The organism is Amycolatopsis sp. NPDC033938 (assembly GCF_055575975.1).
Genome location: NZ_JBVIRO010000025.1, coordinates 10,060 through 24,264 on the forward strand (window position 1 = coordinate 10,060; position 14,205 = coordinate 24,264).

The following is a 14,205-nucleotide window of genomic DNA, read 5'->3' on the forward strand; positions in this document are numbered from 1 at the left end:
CTGGTGTCGGTTGGCAACTGGTGGTGGTGTGTGCCTCTGCGGTTAAACCCCCCAACCCCCACTCACGACACTGGACTTCGATAGGGTTCGGCGGTGCTGGGGAAACTGGGGTTGCTGGGCGGAATGCTGCTCATGGTGGCGGGCTGCACGTCGCCACCACCACCGCCTGTCCCGCCGACGGTGTACACGCCGGAGCCCGGCACGGTGGAACCGGCGGGCTGTCTCGACACCGGTGTCACGGTGAAGTCCGGACCGGTCGACGCGGCGCTGGGCCACCGCGCGTTCGTGCTCACCCTCACCAACTGCGGCACCGCACCGCGCACGCTCACCGGCTATCCCGAAGTCCGCTTGCTGGACAAGGAAAAGCAGCCGATGAACGTCCAGGTCGAGCACGGCTCGTCGTATATGGCGATCGACCCGGGCGTGGCACCGCAGACGATTCAGCCCGGCGGCACGCTGCTGTCGGTCGTCTCGTGGTCGAACACCGTCACGGTGGGTTCACCGGAAGCGGGCGCGTACGTGACCGTCGCGGCCGCGAAGGGCGACCCGGAGCAGCGGATCGCCGTCGACACCGACCTCGGCACCACCGGCAAGCTCACGCTGACCGCCTGGAACCCGAAGCTCAAGAACTGACCTTTGTGACGAGACCGCACGGGACTGCCACGGTTCCGCACGAACCACCCGGAAGTGTCCACGGACGCCCTTACGATCGGTGACGAACTCGATCTTGAGGGGACCTCCATGCCGCGCATCCTGCTCGTCGAAGACGACGAAGCCCTGGCAGAAGCGCTCACGCTGGCGCTGAAGACGCTCGGGCACGACGTCGTCGTCGCACCGACCGGGGAGCGGGCGCTGGAGGCGCTGTTCACCGACCGGCTCGACCTGGACTTCGTGCTGCTCGACGTCATGCTGCCCGGGATGGACGGCTTCGAGGTCTGCCGCCGGATCCGTGCGCGAAGCAGGCTGCCGCTGGTGCTGCTGACCGCGCGCGGCGACCCGATCGACATCGTCGCCGGGCTGGAATGCGGCGCCGACGACTACGTGGTCAAACCCGCCGAACCCAGGGTGATCGACGCGCGGATCAAGGCGATCGGCCGTCGTGCCGTCACCGCTTCCGGGTTCGCGGAGGGGCGGCTGCGGGCGGGACGCCTGGAGATCGACGCCGCCGCGATGAGCGTGACCCGCGACGGCGTCGAACTGGCGCTCACCGCGACCGAGATCCGGCTGCTCGTGGAGTTCGCCGAGCATCCGAACCAGGTGCTGAGCAGGCAGTCGCTGCTGAAACGGGTGTGGGACTACGGCTACGTCGGTGACTCGCGGATCGTCGACGCGGCTGTCGCGCGGCTGCGCGCGAAGATCGAGGACGATCCGGCGAATCCCGTGGTGCTGAAGACGGTACGCGGACTCGGTTATCGGCTGGTGGTCGAATGAGGTTCGGACTCCGCGCCCGGGTGACCGCGGCGGTCGTGGTGGTGACCACCACGGCGACGGCCGTCATGGCCTTCTCCGCGGCCAAGATCCAGGGGGACGACGCGCTCGACCGGTTCACCGCCGCGGCCAAGACCTCGTTCGGGGCGATGTTCGGGCAGGCCTGGCCCCACCTCGAACAGTTCATGGCGGGCAACCCCGCCGCCTTGGAGCTCTTCTCGCAGGGGATGGACACGGCAGCGGCGGACTGGATGCTGGTCACGAGCTATCCCCAGTTGACCAACGACGACTTCAAAGCGCCCGAAGGACCTCCCGAAGTCGTCAAGTCCTCGTCGAAAAGCTTCGACTGGACGACCGGCGCCAGGAACGCGAACCCACCTGACCGGCGTGCCGCGCTGGAAAGCGTGAAGGACGTGGTCCTTCTGCGGACCTCAGGTCCGGGAAAGCTACTGTCGGCGATCACCGTCGATCCGGCGAGTGGCCGCAAGCTCCTCGTGGTGAGCGCGAACTTCGTCGCGTATTGGGTCGTGCAGTTCTTCGACCTCACCCTGTTCGAGCAGGACCTGGCGGCCCAGCGGTGGAAGCTGGTGTACATCGCGCTCGGCGTCACCGCACTCGGCGTGGCGGCCGCCGTCTTCGCGGCCGGCCGGATCCGGCGGCCGGTCCTGCGGGTCGCGTCCGCCGCCCGGGACCTGGGCGGCGGCGCTTTCGACGTGCGTGTCCCGGTGAAGGGCCGCGACGAACTCGCCGACCTCGCCAGGTCGTTCAACACCATGGCGCACCGGGTCAGCGAGGCCATCGGGGAACTACGCGCCAAGGACCGCCAGCAGCAACGGTTCGTCGCCGACGTCGCCCACGATCTGCGGACGCCGCTCGCCTCGATGGTCGCCACGGTCGACAGCCTCGACAGCGCCACCCCCGAGACCCGGACCCGCGCGACCGCGCTGCTCGGCGCGCAGGCCCGGCGGCTGGCGAAGCTCGTCGAAGACCTGATGGAGATTTCCCGGTTCGACGCCGGTTCCGCGGACTTCCGTCCCGAGCCGGTCGATCTTCCCGCGCTGGTCGAGGACGCGATCGAGACCAGCGTGCCCGAGACGGCCGTCGAGGTCACGAGCACCGGTGACACCACCGTCATCGCCGATCCGCGCCGCGTCCACACCATCGTGTGCAACCTGCTGGCGAACGCCGCCCGGCACGGCCGTACCCCGATCACGGTGGCGCTGGACGGCAGCATCGACAGCGTGACGATCCGGGTCGCCGACTCCGGTCCGGGAGTTCCCGAGGATCTGCTCCCGATCCTGTTCGACCGGTTCATCCGGGGTGATCACGCCCGTCAGGCGACCGAAGGCAGCGGGCTGGGGCTGTCCATCGCGCGGGAGAACGCGCGGGTCCACGGCGGCGACATCACCGTCGGCAACGATCACGGCGCCGTCTTCACCGTGCGGCTTCCACGGGAGTCACCAGCGTGAGGCCGCGGGGCGCGTAGCCGTCGAAATACGGCATCGGGACATGCGTGAGGATCAACAGGATCGCGGCCAGGGCACCGAGCTGAGGCGGCTTCAGTTCCCGATCGCCGAGCCACAGCCACAGCACGATCGCGAAATTGCTCACCAGCAGGAAGCCCCAGCGTGCGTCGTCCCAGCCGCCGAACGCGAGCAGCACCGGTGCGGCGATCGCGGCCGCGGGCAGGGCGGCCCCGAGCGAAGGCCGGTGCAGGAGCAGGAAACCACCGAGCACCACGACCGCGATCGGCACCAGGTAGAGGAACACGTTCGTGATCGAGTACAGCTGCCAGCTCTGGGCCTGCGTGCGCTCGAACAACTCGAGTGCGTCAGCGCGGTACGCGAAGTCCGCTGTGGACAGTGACTGCCGGAGCCTTTCGACCGCGCCGGGCGCGGCGGGTGGCAGCGCGAGGATCAGCAAGCCGAGCGACGCGGGTGGGGTGAGTACCGCGCACGCGCGGCCGAACGAGTACTTCCGGAACACCGCGAAGCCGAACACCGGCAAGACGGTGAGCAGCGCGATTTCGTGTGTGGTCAGCGAAAGCGCCATCACCGCGCTCGCGAGCGCCGCCCGGTTCCGGTGCAGCGCCCACAACGCCCCGAACAACAGGAGATACAGCGCCTGGTCGAAGTAGCCGACCTCGTGGAAGAGGTACCCGCCCGCCGGGATCAGGAGCCAGCCGACGATCACCAGCCGCCGGCTCTCGGTGTGGCAGCGGAAGAACGCGATCGTCACGACCGTGAGCACTGCGCCGAGGATCGCGAAACTCGCGACCGCTAAGACCGCGTAGTCATGGCCGAACGGGTACAGCAGCGTGCCGACGAGGAAGCGCCGGTGGAATCCGTCGATCAGCGACACCGACTGCAGCGTCGCCGCCCACTCCCCCGGCATCCGGAGCCCGGTGTACCCCGCGACGAGGACGGCGATCACGAACAGGGCCGTGATACTCCGCCGCGGGGTCTTCTCCGGAACGGCCACGACGACCGGGGGCCGTTCGAGCAAGGTGGTCATGACGTCAAGCTAGAAACGGATCATGCGGCCCCGGTGACCGTGGATCACCGGTTCCGCACGGCTTTGTCACATGGTCTGAGCGATCAAGACGGCCTCCGCGGAACCGGGTACCACGTAGACGGTCCTGGATCTGGTGGTCCTGGGCAGGTCGCAGGAGAGCCAGGAAACCTTGGCGGGGATGAGCGGTTTCAGTCGTTCCGGCGTCTTCGGCAACTGCCCCACCTGCGAGCATTTGTAGCTGCTCAGTACCTTCGGGACGGCTTCGGGACCGAGCTTCACCAGTGCGGTGAGCCGGAAGTCGCTGGGCCCGGGCGCCGCGAACCGGCCCTCGGGGGCGCCCATCTTCTCCTCGACCCAAGAGGCCTCGGCGATCTCGCCGACTTCCGGGAAGGTCTCGGCGACCGGCGCCGGATCGGTGGACACGGGCGGTGCTTCGGGCGGTGCTTCGGGCGGAGGCGGAGTACAGGCCGCGATCAGGACGACCGCGGCCGTGCTCCCCAGTATTTTCCCCATGGTGCGCATGGGGACATCTTGGCTCAGGCGGTGAGCTTCAGGATGTCGATTCCGCGAGTGTTGTCGGCGACATAGACGTAACCCTTGTGCCAGTAGGGCGCCCACGCGCTGGCGTCCGCCGGGCGGAAGTAGGCGATCTGCTTCGGGTCGGTCGGGTCGCTGACGTCGAGGAACCGCGTGCCCTGCGTGTAGAACGACTGCACGAGGACCTTGCCGCGAACGTCGAAGTAGTGCGCGGAGCAGTCACCCGTCGTCGGGTCGCTGCCTTCCTGCCCGGCGACGCTCCAGGTGCCGACGGACTTGAGACGGAACGGCTTCTCCGGCGTCGAACGCCAGCCCTCGCCGTTGTAGGAGTTCTGCAGCGACGAGATCGTCAGCACGCCGTCACCGGCACAGCCGTCGAGGAAGCTCTCCTCGGTGGCGTAGATAAGGTCGCGGCCGTGCCAGCGGCTCGAGTCGGCACCGTCGGCCGAGCGGTGCCCGGCCGGGTGGAAGCTGTTGTGCATGAACTTCGACGGCGCCGCCGTCTCCTCGATCCCGCCACCGGCATAGGGGACCGGGTCGAACGCGGTCGCGCGGCGGACCTTCCCCTGCACGGGATCGCGGTGATAGCCGTTGGTCCAGTAACCGCGGACACCGCCGCGACCGGAAACCCACGCCACTCCCTCGTCGTCGACCTGGACGTCGTGCACGTAGTCGGTCTTGCCGTCGTTGCGCGCGAGTTCGATCGGGTTCGGGAAGGTCTTGGGGTTGCGCGGATCGCGGATGTCGGTCACCCAGATCGGGCGGCCACCCCAGTCGGCGGGCTGGTTCGCGGCCTTCGCCGGGCCGCCGGTCCAGAGGTACCGGCAGTTGTCGACACAGCTGGTCGTATGCCCGGCAGGCACCTTGGTGTAGCTCAGGATGGCCGGTTTGTCCGGGTTCTTCAGATCGATGATGTAGATCCCGGATTCACCGGTCTGGGTAGTGCCGCCGTAAGCGCGCGGGTCGCGCGCGAGGAAGACGAGCTTGCGTTCGGCGTCGACCTCGGTGTCCTCGGTCTCCCACAGACCGGGCAGGCTGACCTCGCCGATCAGCTTCGGCGCCGTGGGGTTCTTCGTGAGGTCGTAGACCTTCAGGCCGAACTCGCCGGAGACCGCCATGACGTCGCGGTGTCCGTACTGCAGGAAGCCCATGGCGATGGCGCCTTGCGCGTCGGGCAGGTTGCCGACGGCCTTGACGTTCTTCACCGCGCCGGGCTCGCCCGAGACCCGGACCTTCTCACTCGACGGCTTGTCCTCCTCGCCGCAGGCGGCGGCGGGCAGGCCGGTGGCGATCAGGGTCGTGGTGACCGTGGCGATCGCCAGGCATGAACGAAGCAACCAGTTTCCGCGCACAGATTCCTCCCAGGCTGGTCTCCGCACCCTATGACCACCACTTTGCCCGCACAACCGCCGTTGGTCGGTGCGGGACTGCTATGACATGACCATGCGCTTGCGTCTTCTGGCCCCGCTCCTCGCCGCCGCCCTGGTCGCGGCGGGCTGCACGGAATCCGGCGAACCGCCCGCACCGGACGTTCTTCGCGTCGGGCTGGCCACCCCGGCGACCTTGCTGCCCGCCGACGTCCGCGACCAATCCGGACGGCTCGTCACGGGCGCGCTGTGGACGCCGCTGGGCGATTACGACCCCGCGACGGGAAAAATGACGCCGCGGGCGGCGGAATCGGTCACCAGCACCGACCGGACCACGTGGACGGTCAAGCTCAAGGACGGCGGGAAGTTCCACGACGGCACCCCGGTCACCGCTCAGTCCTATGTGGACACCTGGGCGGCCGTCGGCAAGGAGAACTGGCAGGCGTCGCGGGTGGTGAAAGATCTCTTGCGGGCCAAGGAGATCACCGCGCCGGACCCGCTGACCATCCGGCTCGTCCTCGACCGGCCGTCCGGACAGGTGCCGGCGCTGCTCTCCTCGCCCGCACTGGTCCCGCTGCCCGCTTCGGCGCTGGCTTCGCGGGATTGGGCGGGGTTCGCACTGCACCCGGTCGGCAACGGACCGTTCCGCCTGGACGGGGACTGGCAGCCGTCGGGCGGCAAACTGGTCCGGGTCGCGGACGCGCCGGGCAAGGCTCGCGTGGTCGAACTGAAGACCGGGGACGCGGCGGCACAGTACGACGAGGTCAAGGCCGGGAAACTCGATCTCGCCACCGTGGTTCCCGGTGACCGGCACGAGGCCATGCACGCCGATTTCGCGCAGCGGCACGTGATGTGGGCGCTGCCCAGTGTCTCCTACCTCGGTTTTCCTTTGACGGCGCAACATTTCTCCGACGCCACGGTCCGGCACGGCTTCGCGCTTGGAATCGACCGCGCCACGTTGGAGGCGGGCGTCCTCGGCAAGCAGGTGGACCCGGCGAAGTCGCTCTTGCCGCCCGCTGTCGCCCCCGGCGAGCGCAGCAGCACCTGCCGCCCCTGCACCTTCGACGCCGGGGCCGGTAAATCCCTGCTGACCCAGGCGGAGTTCCCCACCGGTCCGGCTGTCCACTTCGGACAGACGGGGGCGAACTGGCTGCGCCCGCTGGCCGAACAGGTGGGCGCCGCGCTCGGCGTGCCGATCGCCTCGGATCCCGGCAAGGGACCGTTCGCGCTCGACCTGAACCTCATGACACCGAGTCCGCAAGAGGTCTTGAGCGAGATCGTGAAGGCCACCGGCTATCAGAGCGACGGATTCGCCGACCTGCTGAAATCGGCCGAGGAGACCGAAGCGGGCGACAGCGGTGAGGTCTACCGGCTGGTGGAGAACCAGTTGCTGCGCGATCTGCCGGTCGCTCCGCTGTGGTCCGGGCACGGGCACGCCGTCTGGGCCGAGCGGGTCGGCGACGTGAAGGCGACGCCGTTCGGGAGTGTGGACCTGTCAGCGGCTTCCGTGCGCTGACCCGAGGGTGCACTCCCCCGCCACGACGTCGATGAAGGCCGAGGTCAGCGGATCGGGCGTGCTCCGGCAGTAGGCGGCGAGCGTGCGGCGGATCGACGGCTCGGGCCGGAGGACGCGGCCGGGGAAGCCTTCGGGCAGCACGTTGGCGGGGACCAGCGCCGGGCCGAGACCGGCGGCCGCGAGGACCGGCGCGGCCGCGGTCTGCTCGGTCCGGACCGCCGCCCTCGGCTGGAATCCCGCCGCGGCGCAGGCCTGGTCGACAAGGTCCGCGAGGCCGTTGCCCGGCGCGTAATGGACCCAAGCGCAGTCGGCGAGGGTCGCGAGGTCGACGACGCCGGTGCCGTCGTCCTCGCGCGGACCGTCGATGGGCAGGACGACGACGAACTCCTCGGTGCCGAGTTCGCGCACCGGGCCGTCCCAGCCCGGCGGGACCGGGCCGACCGCGACGTCGGCCTCCCCCGCCGCCATCGCGTCGCGCAGTTCGTCCGCGTGCCGGAACTCCACCAGCGTGACGTCGATGTCCGGCCGCTCCCTGCGCCACACCCGCAACGCCGGCGGCAGCACCCCGAGACCGACCGAGTACACCGTGGCGATCTGCAGTTCGCCAGCCTCCAGCCCGGACGCCTGGCGGGCCGCGCACCGCGCGCGTTCGGCGTCGGCGAGGGTGGCACGGGCGTGGGGCAACATGGCGCGTCCCATCGGGGTGAGCCGGACACTGCGCGGCAGACGTTCGAGCAGCGGGCCGCCGACGCCCTTTTCCAGCGCCCGCACCTGATGCGACAGGGCGGGCTGCGTCACGTGCAGCAACTCCGCCGCTCGCGTGAAGGAACCGGTGTCGACGACGGTCACCAGGTACTCGAGCTGCCGCAAACTGGTCATGCAGAGAGTTTATCGGAGTGGTGACTTCTATGCCTTGGACTTATCGCCGTGAGCGGGCCAGGCTCGGTGACATGCACGAAGAACGCAAGGTCGCCCTGGTCGCCGGGGCCAACGGGGTCATCGGCAAGAACCTGATCGAACATCTGGAGAATCAGCCCGGCTGGCGAGTCATCGGCCTGTCACGACGTGGCGGCCCCGGTCAGATCGCCGTCGATCTGCTCGACGCCGGCGACACCCGCGCGAAGCTGAGCGGCCTGGACGACGTCACGCACGTGTTCTACGCGGCTTATGTCGACAAACCGACCTGGGCCGAACTGGTCGCGCCGAACCTGGCGATGCTGACCAACCTCGTCGACGCGATCGAGCCCACCGCGCCCGGGCTCCGCCACATCAGCCTCATGCAGGGCTACAAGGTATACGGCGCCCACCTCGGCCCGTTCAAGACACCGGCGCGCGAGGACGACGCCGGGCATATGCCGCCCGAGTTCAACGTGGACCAGCAGTCCTTTTTGGAGCGACGTCAGGAGGGGAAAGCCTGGACGTGGTCGGCGATCCGGCCGTCGGTGGTCGGCGGCACCGCGCTCGGCAACCCAATGAACCTCGCGCTGGCCATCGCCGTCTACGCGTCGATCTCGAAGGAGCTCGGGCTGCCGCTGCGCTTCCCCGGCAAACCCGGCGCCTACGACAGCCTGCTGGAGATGACCGACGCCGGACTGCTGGCGAAGGCCACCGTCTGGGCCACCGGCTTGGAGAACGAGGCGTTCAACATCGCGAACGGCGATCTGTTCCGGTGGAGCGACCTCTGGCCGCGAATCGCTCGCTACTTCGACCTGGAGGTGGCGCCGCCGCTGCCGATGTCGCTGGACGTCGTCATGGCGGACAAGGAAGAACTCTGGACGTCGATCGCCGAGAAGTACGGCCTGGAGGTGCCGTACAGCGCCGTCTCGTCGTCGTGGGCGTTCGCCGACTTCGTGTTCGGCTGGGACTACGACATGTTCGCGGACGGTTCGAAGGCCCGGCGCGCCGGCTTCCACGAATACGCGGAGACGTCGGCGATGTTCTTCCGGCTGTTCGACGAGTTCCGGAAGGCGAAGGTGATCCCCTAGCCTCGCCCGATGTAGGGCATCGTGGTCGCCGTGATGGTCAGGAACTGGACGTTCGCGTCCAGCGGCAGCCCGGCCATGTACAGCACGGCGTCCGCGACGTGCCGGGCGTCGAAGGTCGGTTCGGCCTTGACGCTGCCGTCGGCCTGCGGGATACCGTCGGCCATCCGCAGGGTCATCTCGGTGGCGGCGTTGCCGATGTCGATCTGTCCACAAGCGACATTCCAGGCCCGGCCGTCGAGGGAGATCGACTTCGTCAGCCCGGTGATCGCGTGTTTCGTCGCCGTGTAGGCGACGCTCGCGGGACGCGGGGCGTACGCGGAGATCGAGCCGTTGTTCACGATCCGGCCGCCGCGCGGGTCCTGCGCCTTCATCAGCCGTACCGCCTGCTGCGCGCACAGGAACATACCGGTCAGGTTGGTGTCGACGGCACGTTTCCAGTCCGCGAAGGACAGTTCGTCGACAGTCCCGCCCACCGACACGCCCGCGTTGTTCACCAGGAGGTCCAGCCGCCCCCACTCGGCGCGGACCGACTCGAACAGGGCGGCGACGGAATCGGGATCGGCGACATCGGTGGGCACGGCGAGCGCGTTCGCGTCGCCGCCCGCGGTTTCGGCCAGCGCGTCCGCGCGACGCCCGGCGAGGGCGACCCGGTAACCCGCGCCGAGCAACGCGCGGGAGATCTCCCGGCCGAGCCCGGAGCCCGCCCCGGTGACGACCGCGGTCTTGCCGTTGCCCATCGAACCTCCTCGCCGACCGCGCCGGACCGATCCGGTGCGGGGATTGTCAGCCGCGTCCGGTCAGCCTAGCTGGCCGCCCGCGAAGGGATTTCCTCCGGCGCGAGGAATAACGCCGAGAAAACCGTTCATACGGGATCCGCCGAGGGTCGATGCGTCCGATTCTCACACCTTGATCAAGACCTGTGCGCCGGCGGCCGCTTTCGCTCTGCCCGCCACCCCGGCGAACGGGCCGCCCGCAATCACGGCACGCTCGCCTCACCCTCAATGAAGCCCCACTTAGCGCGTGAAGGCCCCCTTCCCTCGGCTGAGCCGAGGGAAGGGGGCCTTCACGCGCGATAAAGGGTTACTGCTTCGGAGCGACGCCCAGCGCGGCCAGAGCCGGGCCCGCCATGATCACCCCGGCCCCGGTGACCGGGTCGTAACCCGGGGCGCCGAGGTCGATCGCGGTCGACGTCAGCGCCGAGCGGATCTGCGCCGGGGTCGCGGTCGGCTTGCCCTGCAGCAGCAGCGCGGCGATGGCGGCGGCACTCGGCGCCGCGGCGGAGGTCCCGAAGAACGGCTGGAAGCCGCTCACCGAGGTCGCCACGCCGTCCGCCGCGGTGATGTCCGGCTTGTTCCGCGTCGCACCACCGGTGGAGGACACGTTGCCGGGGGTGATCACCGAACCGTCCGGGTTGTAGAACTGGTGACGCAGACCGTCCGAAGTGAACCGTTCCCACTTGCTGGCGCTGGTGAACAGGCCCGGGTACGGACCGGCCGGGTTCGCCGGGTCACCGGTCTCGAGCGCACGGCCGAAGGCACCGGCGGCCGGGGTCGCCGCGACGCTGAAGGCGTTGACCGCCGCCGAGTGACCGGAGGTGACACCGTTGGTGCTGAAGGCTTTCAGCGAACCCGAGGCGACGAAACGGCCGCGGATCACGTTGAGCGCGATGAACCGGTCGGAGCCGCTGTACTTGACGACGGCGACCTTGTAGCCCGAGCCGGAGGCCGGGACCTGGGCGATCTCGTACGGGTTCTGGGTGCCGTTCTGCGACCCTTCGCTGGAGGCGACGACCGAACCGGACGAGTTCAGGATGAACAGGTCGTAGTCGCTGGTGGCCTTGCCCCACGGGTCGGACCAGAAGAGCGTGACGTAGCGGCCGAGCGAGCCGGGCGAAAGCGCGTTGTACAGCTGGGTCGTGCCGCTCGGGTCGAAGTCGTGCGGGGTACCGGTGATCCCGGAGATCTTGCTGCTGGAACCGCGGAAGTCACCCTCGTAGTAGCCGCTGGTGCCGTCGGTCAGGTTGCCCGAGTTGCCCGCGGAGGAGAAGTAGAGCACGCCCGCCGCGGTGACGTCGTTGACGGCCTGCGCGACCGGGCCGTCCTGGAACGGCGACTCGTCGAAGTAGGAGACGTCGTCGACGATGATCGTGCACTTGCCGGTGGTGCGCAGGGCGCGGATGTTGTCGGCGAAGCTCTGCTCGCTGGTGAACGCGGTGGCGAAACCGAGCGCGGCGCCGGGCGCCATGTCGTGGATGATCTCCAGCATCGCCGTGCCCTCGTCACCGCTGCCCGCCTGACCGGCGAGAACGTCGACGGCGGGGAGTTCACCGGCGGTCTGCGAGGCCTTGAGCGATTTGACGCCGTCCGAGAGCACGCAGACCTTCTGGCCGGCACCGGTGACGCCGTACTTGGTGCGGGCGGTGTCGGCACCGTGCGCCTTGTCGCCCTCGGCGACCTGCAGTGCGGCGACGGCCTGCTTGGCGGCGACCTGCCCGCGGTTCTGCGGCGCGGACTCGTTCCAGGTCATCGCCTGCGAGGCGGCCTTGACCTCGGCGACGTCTCCGCGTCCGGCGATCGCGTCGACGGCGTTCAGCGGGAGGTCGGCGCGGAGCGCGCCGGCGGGCGAGGCGTAACGGACGGTTCCGCCCGCCGCCTTGACGGCGTCCACGAGGGACTGACCCGTGCCCTTGATGTCCACCGCGACGGTGCCGGCGTCGCTGACGCCCAGCCCGGTCCGGTACTCGGACAGCTTCCCGGCCAGACCCTTGTCCGCGCGGAGACGCTTCTCGATGACGAGCTGGCTCGACTGCTTGCGCTCAGCCGGGGTAAGGCTCTTCTTGATGCTCTGCAGTGCGGTGATCCCGGCCTGCGTGCGTGCCTCCTCCGACGGCTGGGCGCCGGAAACGGCGGTCGACAGCAGCAAAGCGCCGACCGCGACCGGAACCGAGCATGTGACCACCCGGCTGAATCTGCTCATCGAATTCTCCCTGTTTTCAACCCAGCGCTCCGGCTAAGCGCGCTGACGGCGTGACACCCCGTCGCAGGAATCTCTTCGGTTGCCCGAATTAATTACCCCTGACCGGGTGTAATGGGGAGAATCTAAAGAGCTATCGGTGACGAGTCCACCGACCAAAGTCGGGAAGGAGCGGGGATCCACATCGTGGGAGCGCATTCAGTCCGAAAAGACCGAAATTTTGGTTTAAACCATTCGACGCACCGTGGCCGAGGTTTTGCCGAGCCCCGCGTAACTTCCGCAATTAGCCGATTAGTCGCGTTCGCCCGCCGTCCAGTCGCGGATCGCGGCGACGAACTCCTCGGGCGCGTCGGACTCCGTGTAGAGGCCTGCGCCCTCGACGACCACCGTCTTGTGGTCGGTGAAGGTCGCTTCCAGGCGTTCGCGCTCCTGGGGACGGAAGGCGATGTCTCTGTCACCCCAGACGATCAGTGCCGGCAGGTGAGCGACGTCGGCGAGACCGGCCTCGACCTCGGCGAAGAAGGCCCGGCTGGCGAGGACCCGGCCGGGGAACATGGCGGAGGCTTGACGCCGCTCGGGGGTGTCCAGCGCCCGGCGATAGTGGGTCATCTCGGCCGCGGTCAACTTCCGCCTTCGGTGGCCGGCGGGCATGAACCAGGTGACGAGGACGTTGAACCGCCGGACCAGGAAGCGGAACGGGGGTCCGCCGATGATGCGACCGAACCATTCGAAGTGGAATACCCCGTTGACCGGCCAGGCCCAGGTGTTGGCCAGCACCAGCCGATCGAAAACGCCTGAGCGCCGCTGCGCGGTGGCCAGGCCGATCATGCCGCCCCAGTCCTGCCCGACCAGCGTGACCCCATCGAGCCCGAGGGCGTCGACGAACGCGGTGACCACGTCCGCGTGCTCCTCGGGCAGGAAGCGGTAACCGGGCTTCGGCGTCGACAGCCCGAAACCCGGGTAGTCGAGGGCGACGCACCGGAAGTCGTCGCGCAGCGCGCGGATCACGTCGCGCCAGAGGAACGACCAGGTCGGGTTGCCGTGCAGGAACAGGAGCGTCGGCCCGGACCCCTCGTCGAGGTAATGCACGGTGTGCCCGTCGATGTCGACGAAGCGGCTCTCGAACGGGAACAGGTCGTCGTCGACCCAAGCGGGCCGGGCGCTCCTGGTGGTATCGGCCATGGAGAGGCCCCTCTCGATTGGCGGTAGACTTGAGTTTCTCAAGTGCGCTTGAAACCGTCAAGCAGAGGAGAGGGATGCGTAGCTACGGCCAGTACTGCGGGCTCGCCCGGTCTCTCGAAGTCGTCGGCGACCGCTGGAACCTGCTCATCGTCCGCCAGCTCCTCATCGCCCCCGCCCGCTACCGGGATCTGCTCGACGGCCTCCCCGGCATCGCGACCAACCTCCTCGCGGACCGGCTCCGCGACCTCGAGGCGTCGGGCGTGGTCGAGCGGCGGCTGGCGGCCGAGGGCAACGTGGTCGAGTACGCCCTCACCCGATGGGGTGCCGAGCTGCGTCAGCCGATCGAGAGCCTGATCCGCTGGTCCGCCCCGCTGATGACCCGCGGCCCCGAGGGCGACTCGTTCCGCCCCGAGTGGCTCGCCCTCGCCGTCCCCGCTTTGCTCGGCACCCGGGTCACGCTCCGCGAATCGGCGACGGTCGGCCTGGAAATCGGCGGCCCGTCCTTACTTCTCCGTGCGACACGCTCGGGCTTCGAAGTCGGCCCGCACGACGGCGGCGACCATGACGCCACCGTCCGCGCCGATCCCGCCTACGTCCTCGCCCTCGCCGCCGGCGCACTCACCCTCGACGACGCCCGCGCCCTCGGCGCGGTCGAGATCGACGGCGACGAGTCCGTCGTTCGCGGCGTCTTCGCCGCCTGACG

The 14,205-nt window shown here is 69.0% G+C and carries 13 protein-coding genes; 6 read left to right on the top strand and 7 right to left on the bottom strand.

Going from position 1 to position 14,205, the window contains the following annotated elements:
* Positions 1-93: 93 nt before the first annotated feature.
* The 3 genes from ACZ5ZX_RS37580 (at position 94) to ACZ5ZX_RS37590 (ending at position 2,897) form a co-directional block, all read left to right on the top strand.
* Positions 94-633 (top strand): DUF4232 domain-containing protein, encoded by a 540-nt coding sequence (locus ACZ5ZX_RS37580; protein ID WP_465506747.1) that lies wholly within the window; start codon positions 94-96, stop codon positions 631-633.
* Between the two features lie 108 nt (positions 634-741).
* On the top strand, positions 742-1,431 hold the full coding sequence (locus tag ACZ5ZX_RS37585) for a winged helix-turn-helix domain-containing protein (RefSeq protein WP_465506748.1): 690 nt from the start codon (positions 742-744) through the stop codon (positions 1,429-1,431).
* Positions 1,428-2,897 carry a sensor histidine kinase gene (locus ACZ5ZX_RS37590; RefSeq protein ID WP_465506749.1) on the top strand — a complete coding sequence of 490 codons (1,470 nt, stop codon included), beginning with the start codon at positions 1,428-1,430 and terminating at the stop codon, positions 2,895-2,897. The genes ACZ5ZX_RS37585 and ACZ5ZX_RS37590 overlap by 4 nt, the downstream gene beginning before the upstream one ends.
* On the opposite strand, the gene ACZ5ZX_RS37595 is transcribed toward ACZ5ZX_RS37590, so the two are convergent.
* The 3 genes from ACZ5ZX_RS37595 to ACZ5ZX_RS37605 form a co-directional block, all read right to left on the bottom strand.
* Positions 2,863-3,942, bottom strand: coding sequence for a hypothetical protein (locus tag ACZ5ZX_RS37595; RefSeq protein ID WP_465506750.1), 1,080 nt, complete (start codon positions 3,940-3,942; stop codon positions 2,863-2,865). The two genes, ACZ5ZX_RS37590 and ACZ5ZX_RS37595, sit on opposite strands and share 35 nt — an antisense overlap.
* A gap of 66 nt (positions 3,943-4,008) precedes the next feature.
* A complete protein-coding gene (locus ACZ5ZX_RS37600; protein ID WP_465506751.1) occupies positions 4,009-4,464 on the bottom strand; it encodes a hypothetical protein in 456 nt (151 codons plus the stop codon).
* A gap of 14 nt (positions 4,465-4,478) precedes the next feature.
* Complete coding sequence (locus ACZ5ZX_RS37605) at positions 4,479-5,816, bottom strand: LVIVD repeat-containing protein (protein WP_465506829.1); 1,338 nt, start codon at positions 5,814-5,816, stop codon at positions 4,479-4,481.
* 100 nt (positions 5,817-5,916) lie between these two features.
* Between ACZ5ZX_RS37605 and ACZ5ZX_RS37610 the strand changes: the two genes are divergently transcribed.
* Complete coding sequence (locus ACZ5ZX_RS37610; protein ID WP_465506752.1) at positions 5,917-7,362, top strand: peptide ABC transporter substrate-binding protein; 1,446 nt, start codon at positions 5,917-5,919, stop codon at positions 7,360-7,362.
* On the opposite strand, the gene ACZ5ZX_RS37615 is transcribed toward ACZ5ZX_RS37610, so the two are convergent.
* Positions 7,342-8,241 (bottom strand): LysR family transcriptional regulator, encoded by a 900-nt coding sequence (locus ACZ5ZX_RS37615; RefSeq protein WP_465506753.1) that lies wholly within the window; start codon positions 8,239-8,241, stop codon positions 7,342-7,344. The two genes, ACZ5ZX_RS37610 and ACZ5ZX_RS37615, sit on opposite strands and share 21 nt — an antisense overlap.
* Positions 8,242-8,312: 71 nt before the next feature.
* On the opposite strand from ACZ5ZX_RS37615, the gene ACZ5ZX_RS37620 reads away from it, so the two are divergent.
* The gene (locus ACZ5ZX_RS37620) at positions 8,313-9,347 is read left to right on the top strand and encodes an SDR family oxidoreductase (RefSeq protein WP_465506830.1); all 1,035 of its coding nucleotides are present in this window, start codon (positions 8,313-8,315) and stop codon (positions 9,345-9,347) included.
* Here ACZ5ZX_RS37620 and ACZ5ZX_RS37625 read toward each other — a convergent pair.
* The 3 genes from ACZ5ZX_RS37625 to ACZ5ZX_RS37635 form a co-directional block, all read right to left on the bottom strand.
* Complete coding sequence (locus tag ACZ5ZX_RS37625; protein WP_465506754.1) at positions 9,344-10,084, bottom strand: SDR family oxidoreductase; 741 nt, start codon at positions 10,082-10,084, stop codon at positions 9,344-9,346. The two genes, ACZ5ZX_RS37620 and ACZ5ZX_RS37625, sit on opposite strands and share 4 nt — an antisense overlap.
* 343 nt (positions 10,085-10,427) lie before the next feature.
* On the bottom strand, positions 10,428-12,323 hold the full coding sequence (locus ACZ5ZX_RS37630) for a S8 family peptidase (RefSeq protein ID WP_465506755.1): 1,896 nt from the start codon (positions 12,321-12,323) through the stop codon (positions 10,428-10,430).
* A 288-nt stretch (positions 12,324-12,611) separates the two neighbouring features.
* Positions 12,612-13,502 carry an alpha/beta fold hydrolase gene (locus ACZ5ZX_RS37635; RefSeq protein WP_465506756.1) on the bottom strand — a complete coding sequence of 297 codons (891 nt, stop codon included), beginning with the start codon at positions 13,500-13,502 and terminating at the stop codon, positions 12,612-12,614.
* A 74-nt stretch (positions 13,503-13,576) separates the two neighbouring features.
* On the opposite strand from ACZ5ZX_RS37635, the gene ACZ5ZX_RS37640 reads away from it, so the two are divergent.
* Positions 13,577-14,203 (top strand): winged helix-turn-helix transcriptional regulator, encoded by a 627-nt coding sequence (locus ACZ5ZX_RS37640; RefSeq protein ID WP_465506757.1) that lies wholly within the window; start codon positions 13,577-13,579, stop codon positions 14,201-14,203.
* Positions 14,204-14,205 lie beyond the last annotated feature (2 nt).

Bases quoted from the DNA above. Each gene is read 5' to 3' on its own strand.
- ACZ5ZX_RS37585 (WP_465506748.1), top strand. From the start codon at position 742: ATGCCGCGCATCCTGCTCGTCGAAGACGACGAAGCCCTGGCAGAAGCG.
- ACZ5ZX_RS37590 (WP_465506749.1), top strand. From the start codon at position 1,428: ATGAGGTTCGGACTCCGCGCCCGGGTGACCGCGGCGGTCGTGGTGGTG.
- ACZ5ZX_RS37595 (WP_465506750.1), bottom strand. From the start codon at position 3,942: ATGACCACCTTGCTCGAACGGCCCCCGGTCGTCGTGGCCGTTCCGGAG.
- ACZ5ZX_RS37600 (WP_465506751.1), bottom strand. From the start codon at position 4,464: ATGCGCACCATGGGGAAAATACTGGGGAGCACGGCCGCGGTCGTCCTG.
- ACZ5ZX_RS37610 (WP_465506752.1), top strand. From the start codon at position 5,917: ATGACCATGCGCTTGCGTCTTCTGGCCCCGCTCCTCGCCGCCGCCCTG.
- ACZ5ZX_RS37615 (WP_465506753.1), bottom strand. From the start codon at position 8,241: ATGACCAGTTTGCGGCAGCTCGAGTACCTGGTGACCGTCGTCGACACC.
- ACZ5ZX_RS37620 (WP_465506830.1), top strand. From the start codon at position 8,313: ATGCACGAAGAACGCAAGGTCGCCCTGGTCGCCGGGGCCAACGGGGTC.
- ACZ5ZX_RS37625 (WP_465506754.1), bottom strand. From the start codon at position 10,084: ATGGGCAACGGCAAGACCGCGGTCGTCACCGGGGCGGGCTCCGGGCTC.
- ACZ5ZX_RS37630 (WP_465506755.1), bottom strand. From the start codon at position 12,323: ATGAGCAGATTCAGCCGGGTGGTCACATGCTCGGTTCCGGTCGCGGTC.
- ACZ5ZX_RS37635 (WP_465506756.1), bottom strand. From the start codon at position 13,502: ATGGCCGATACCACCAGGAGCGCCCGGCCCGCTTGGGTCGACGACGAC.
- ACZ5ZX_RS37640 (WP_465506757.1), top strand. From the start codon at position 13,577: ATGCGTAGCTACGGCCAGTACTGCGGGCTCGCCCGGTCTCTCGAAGTC.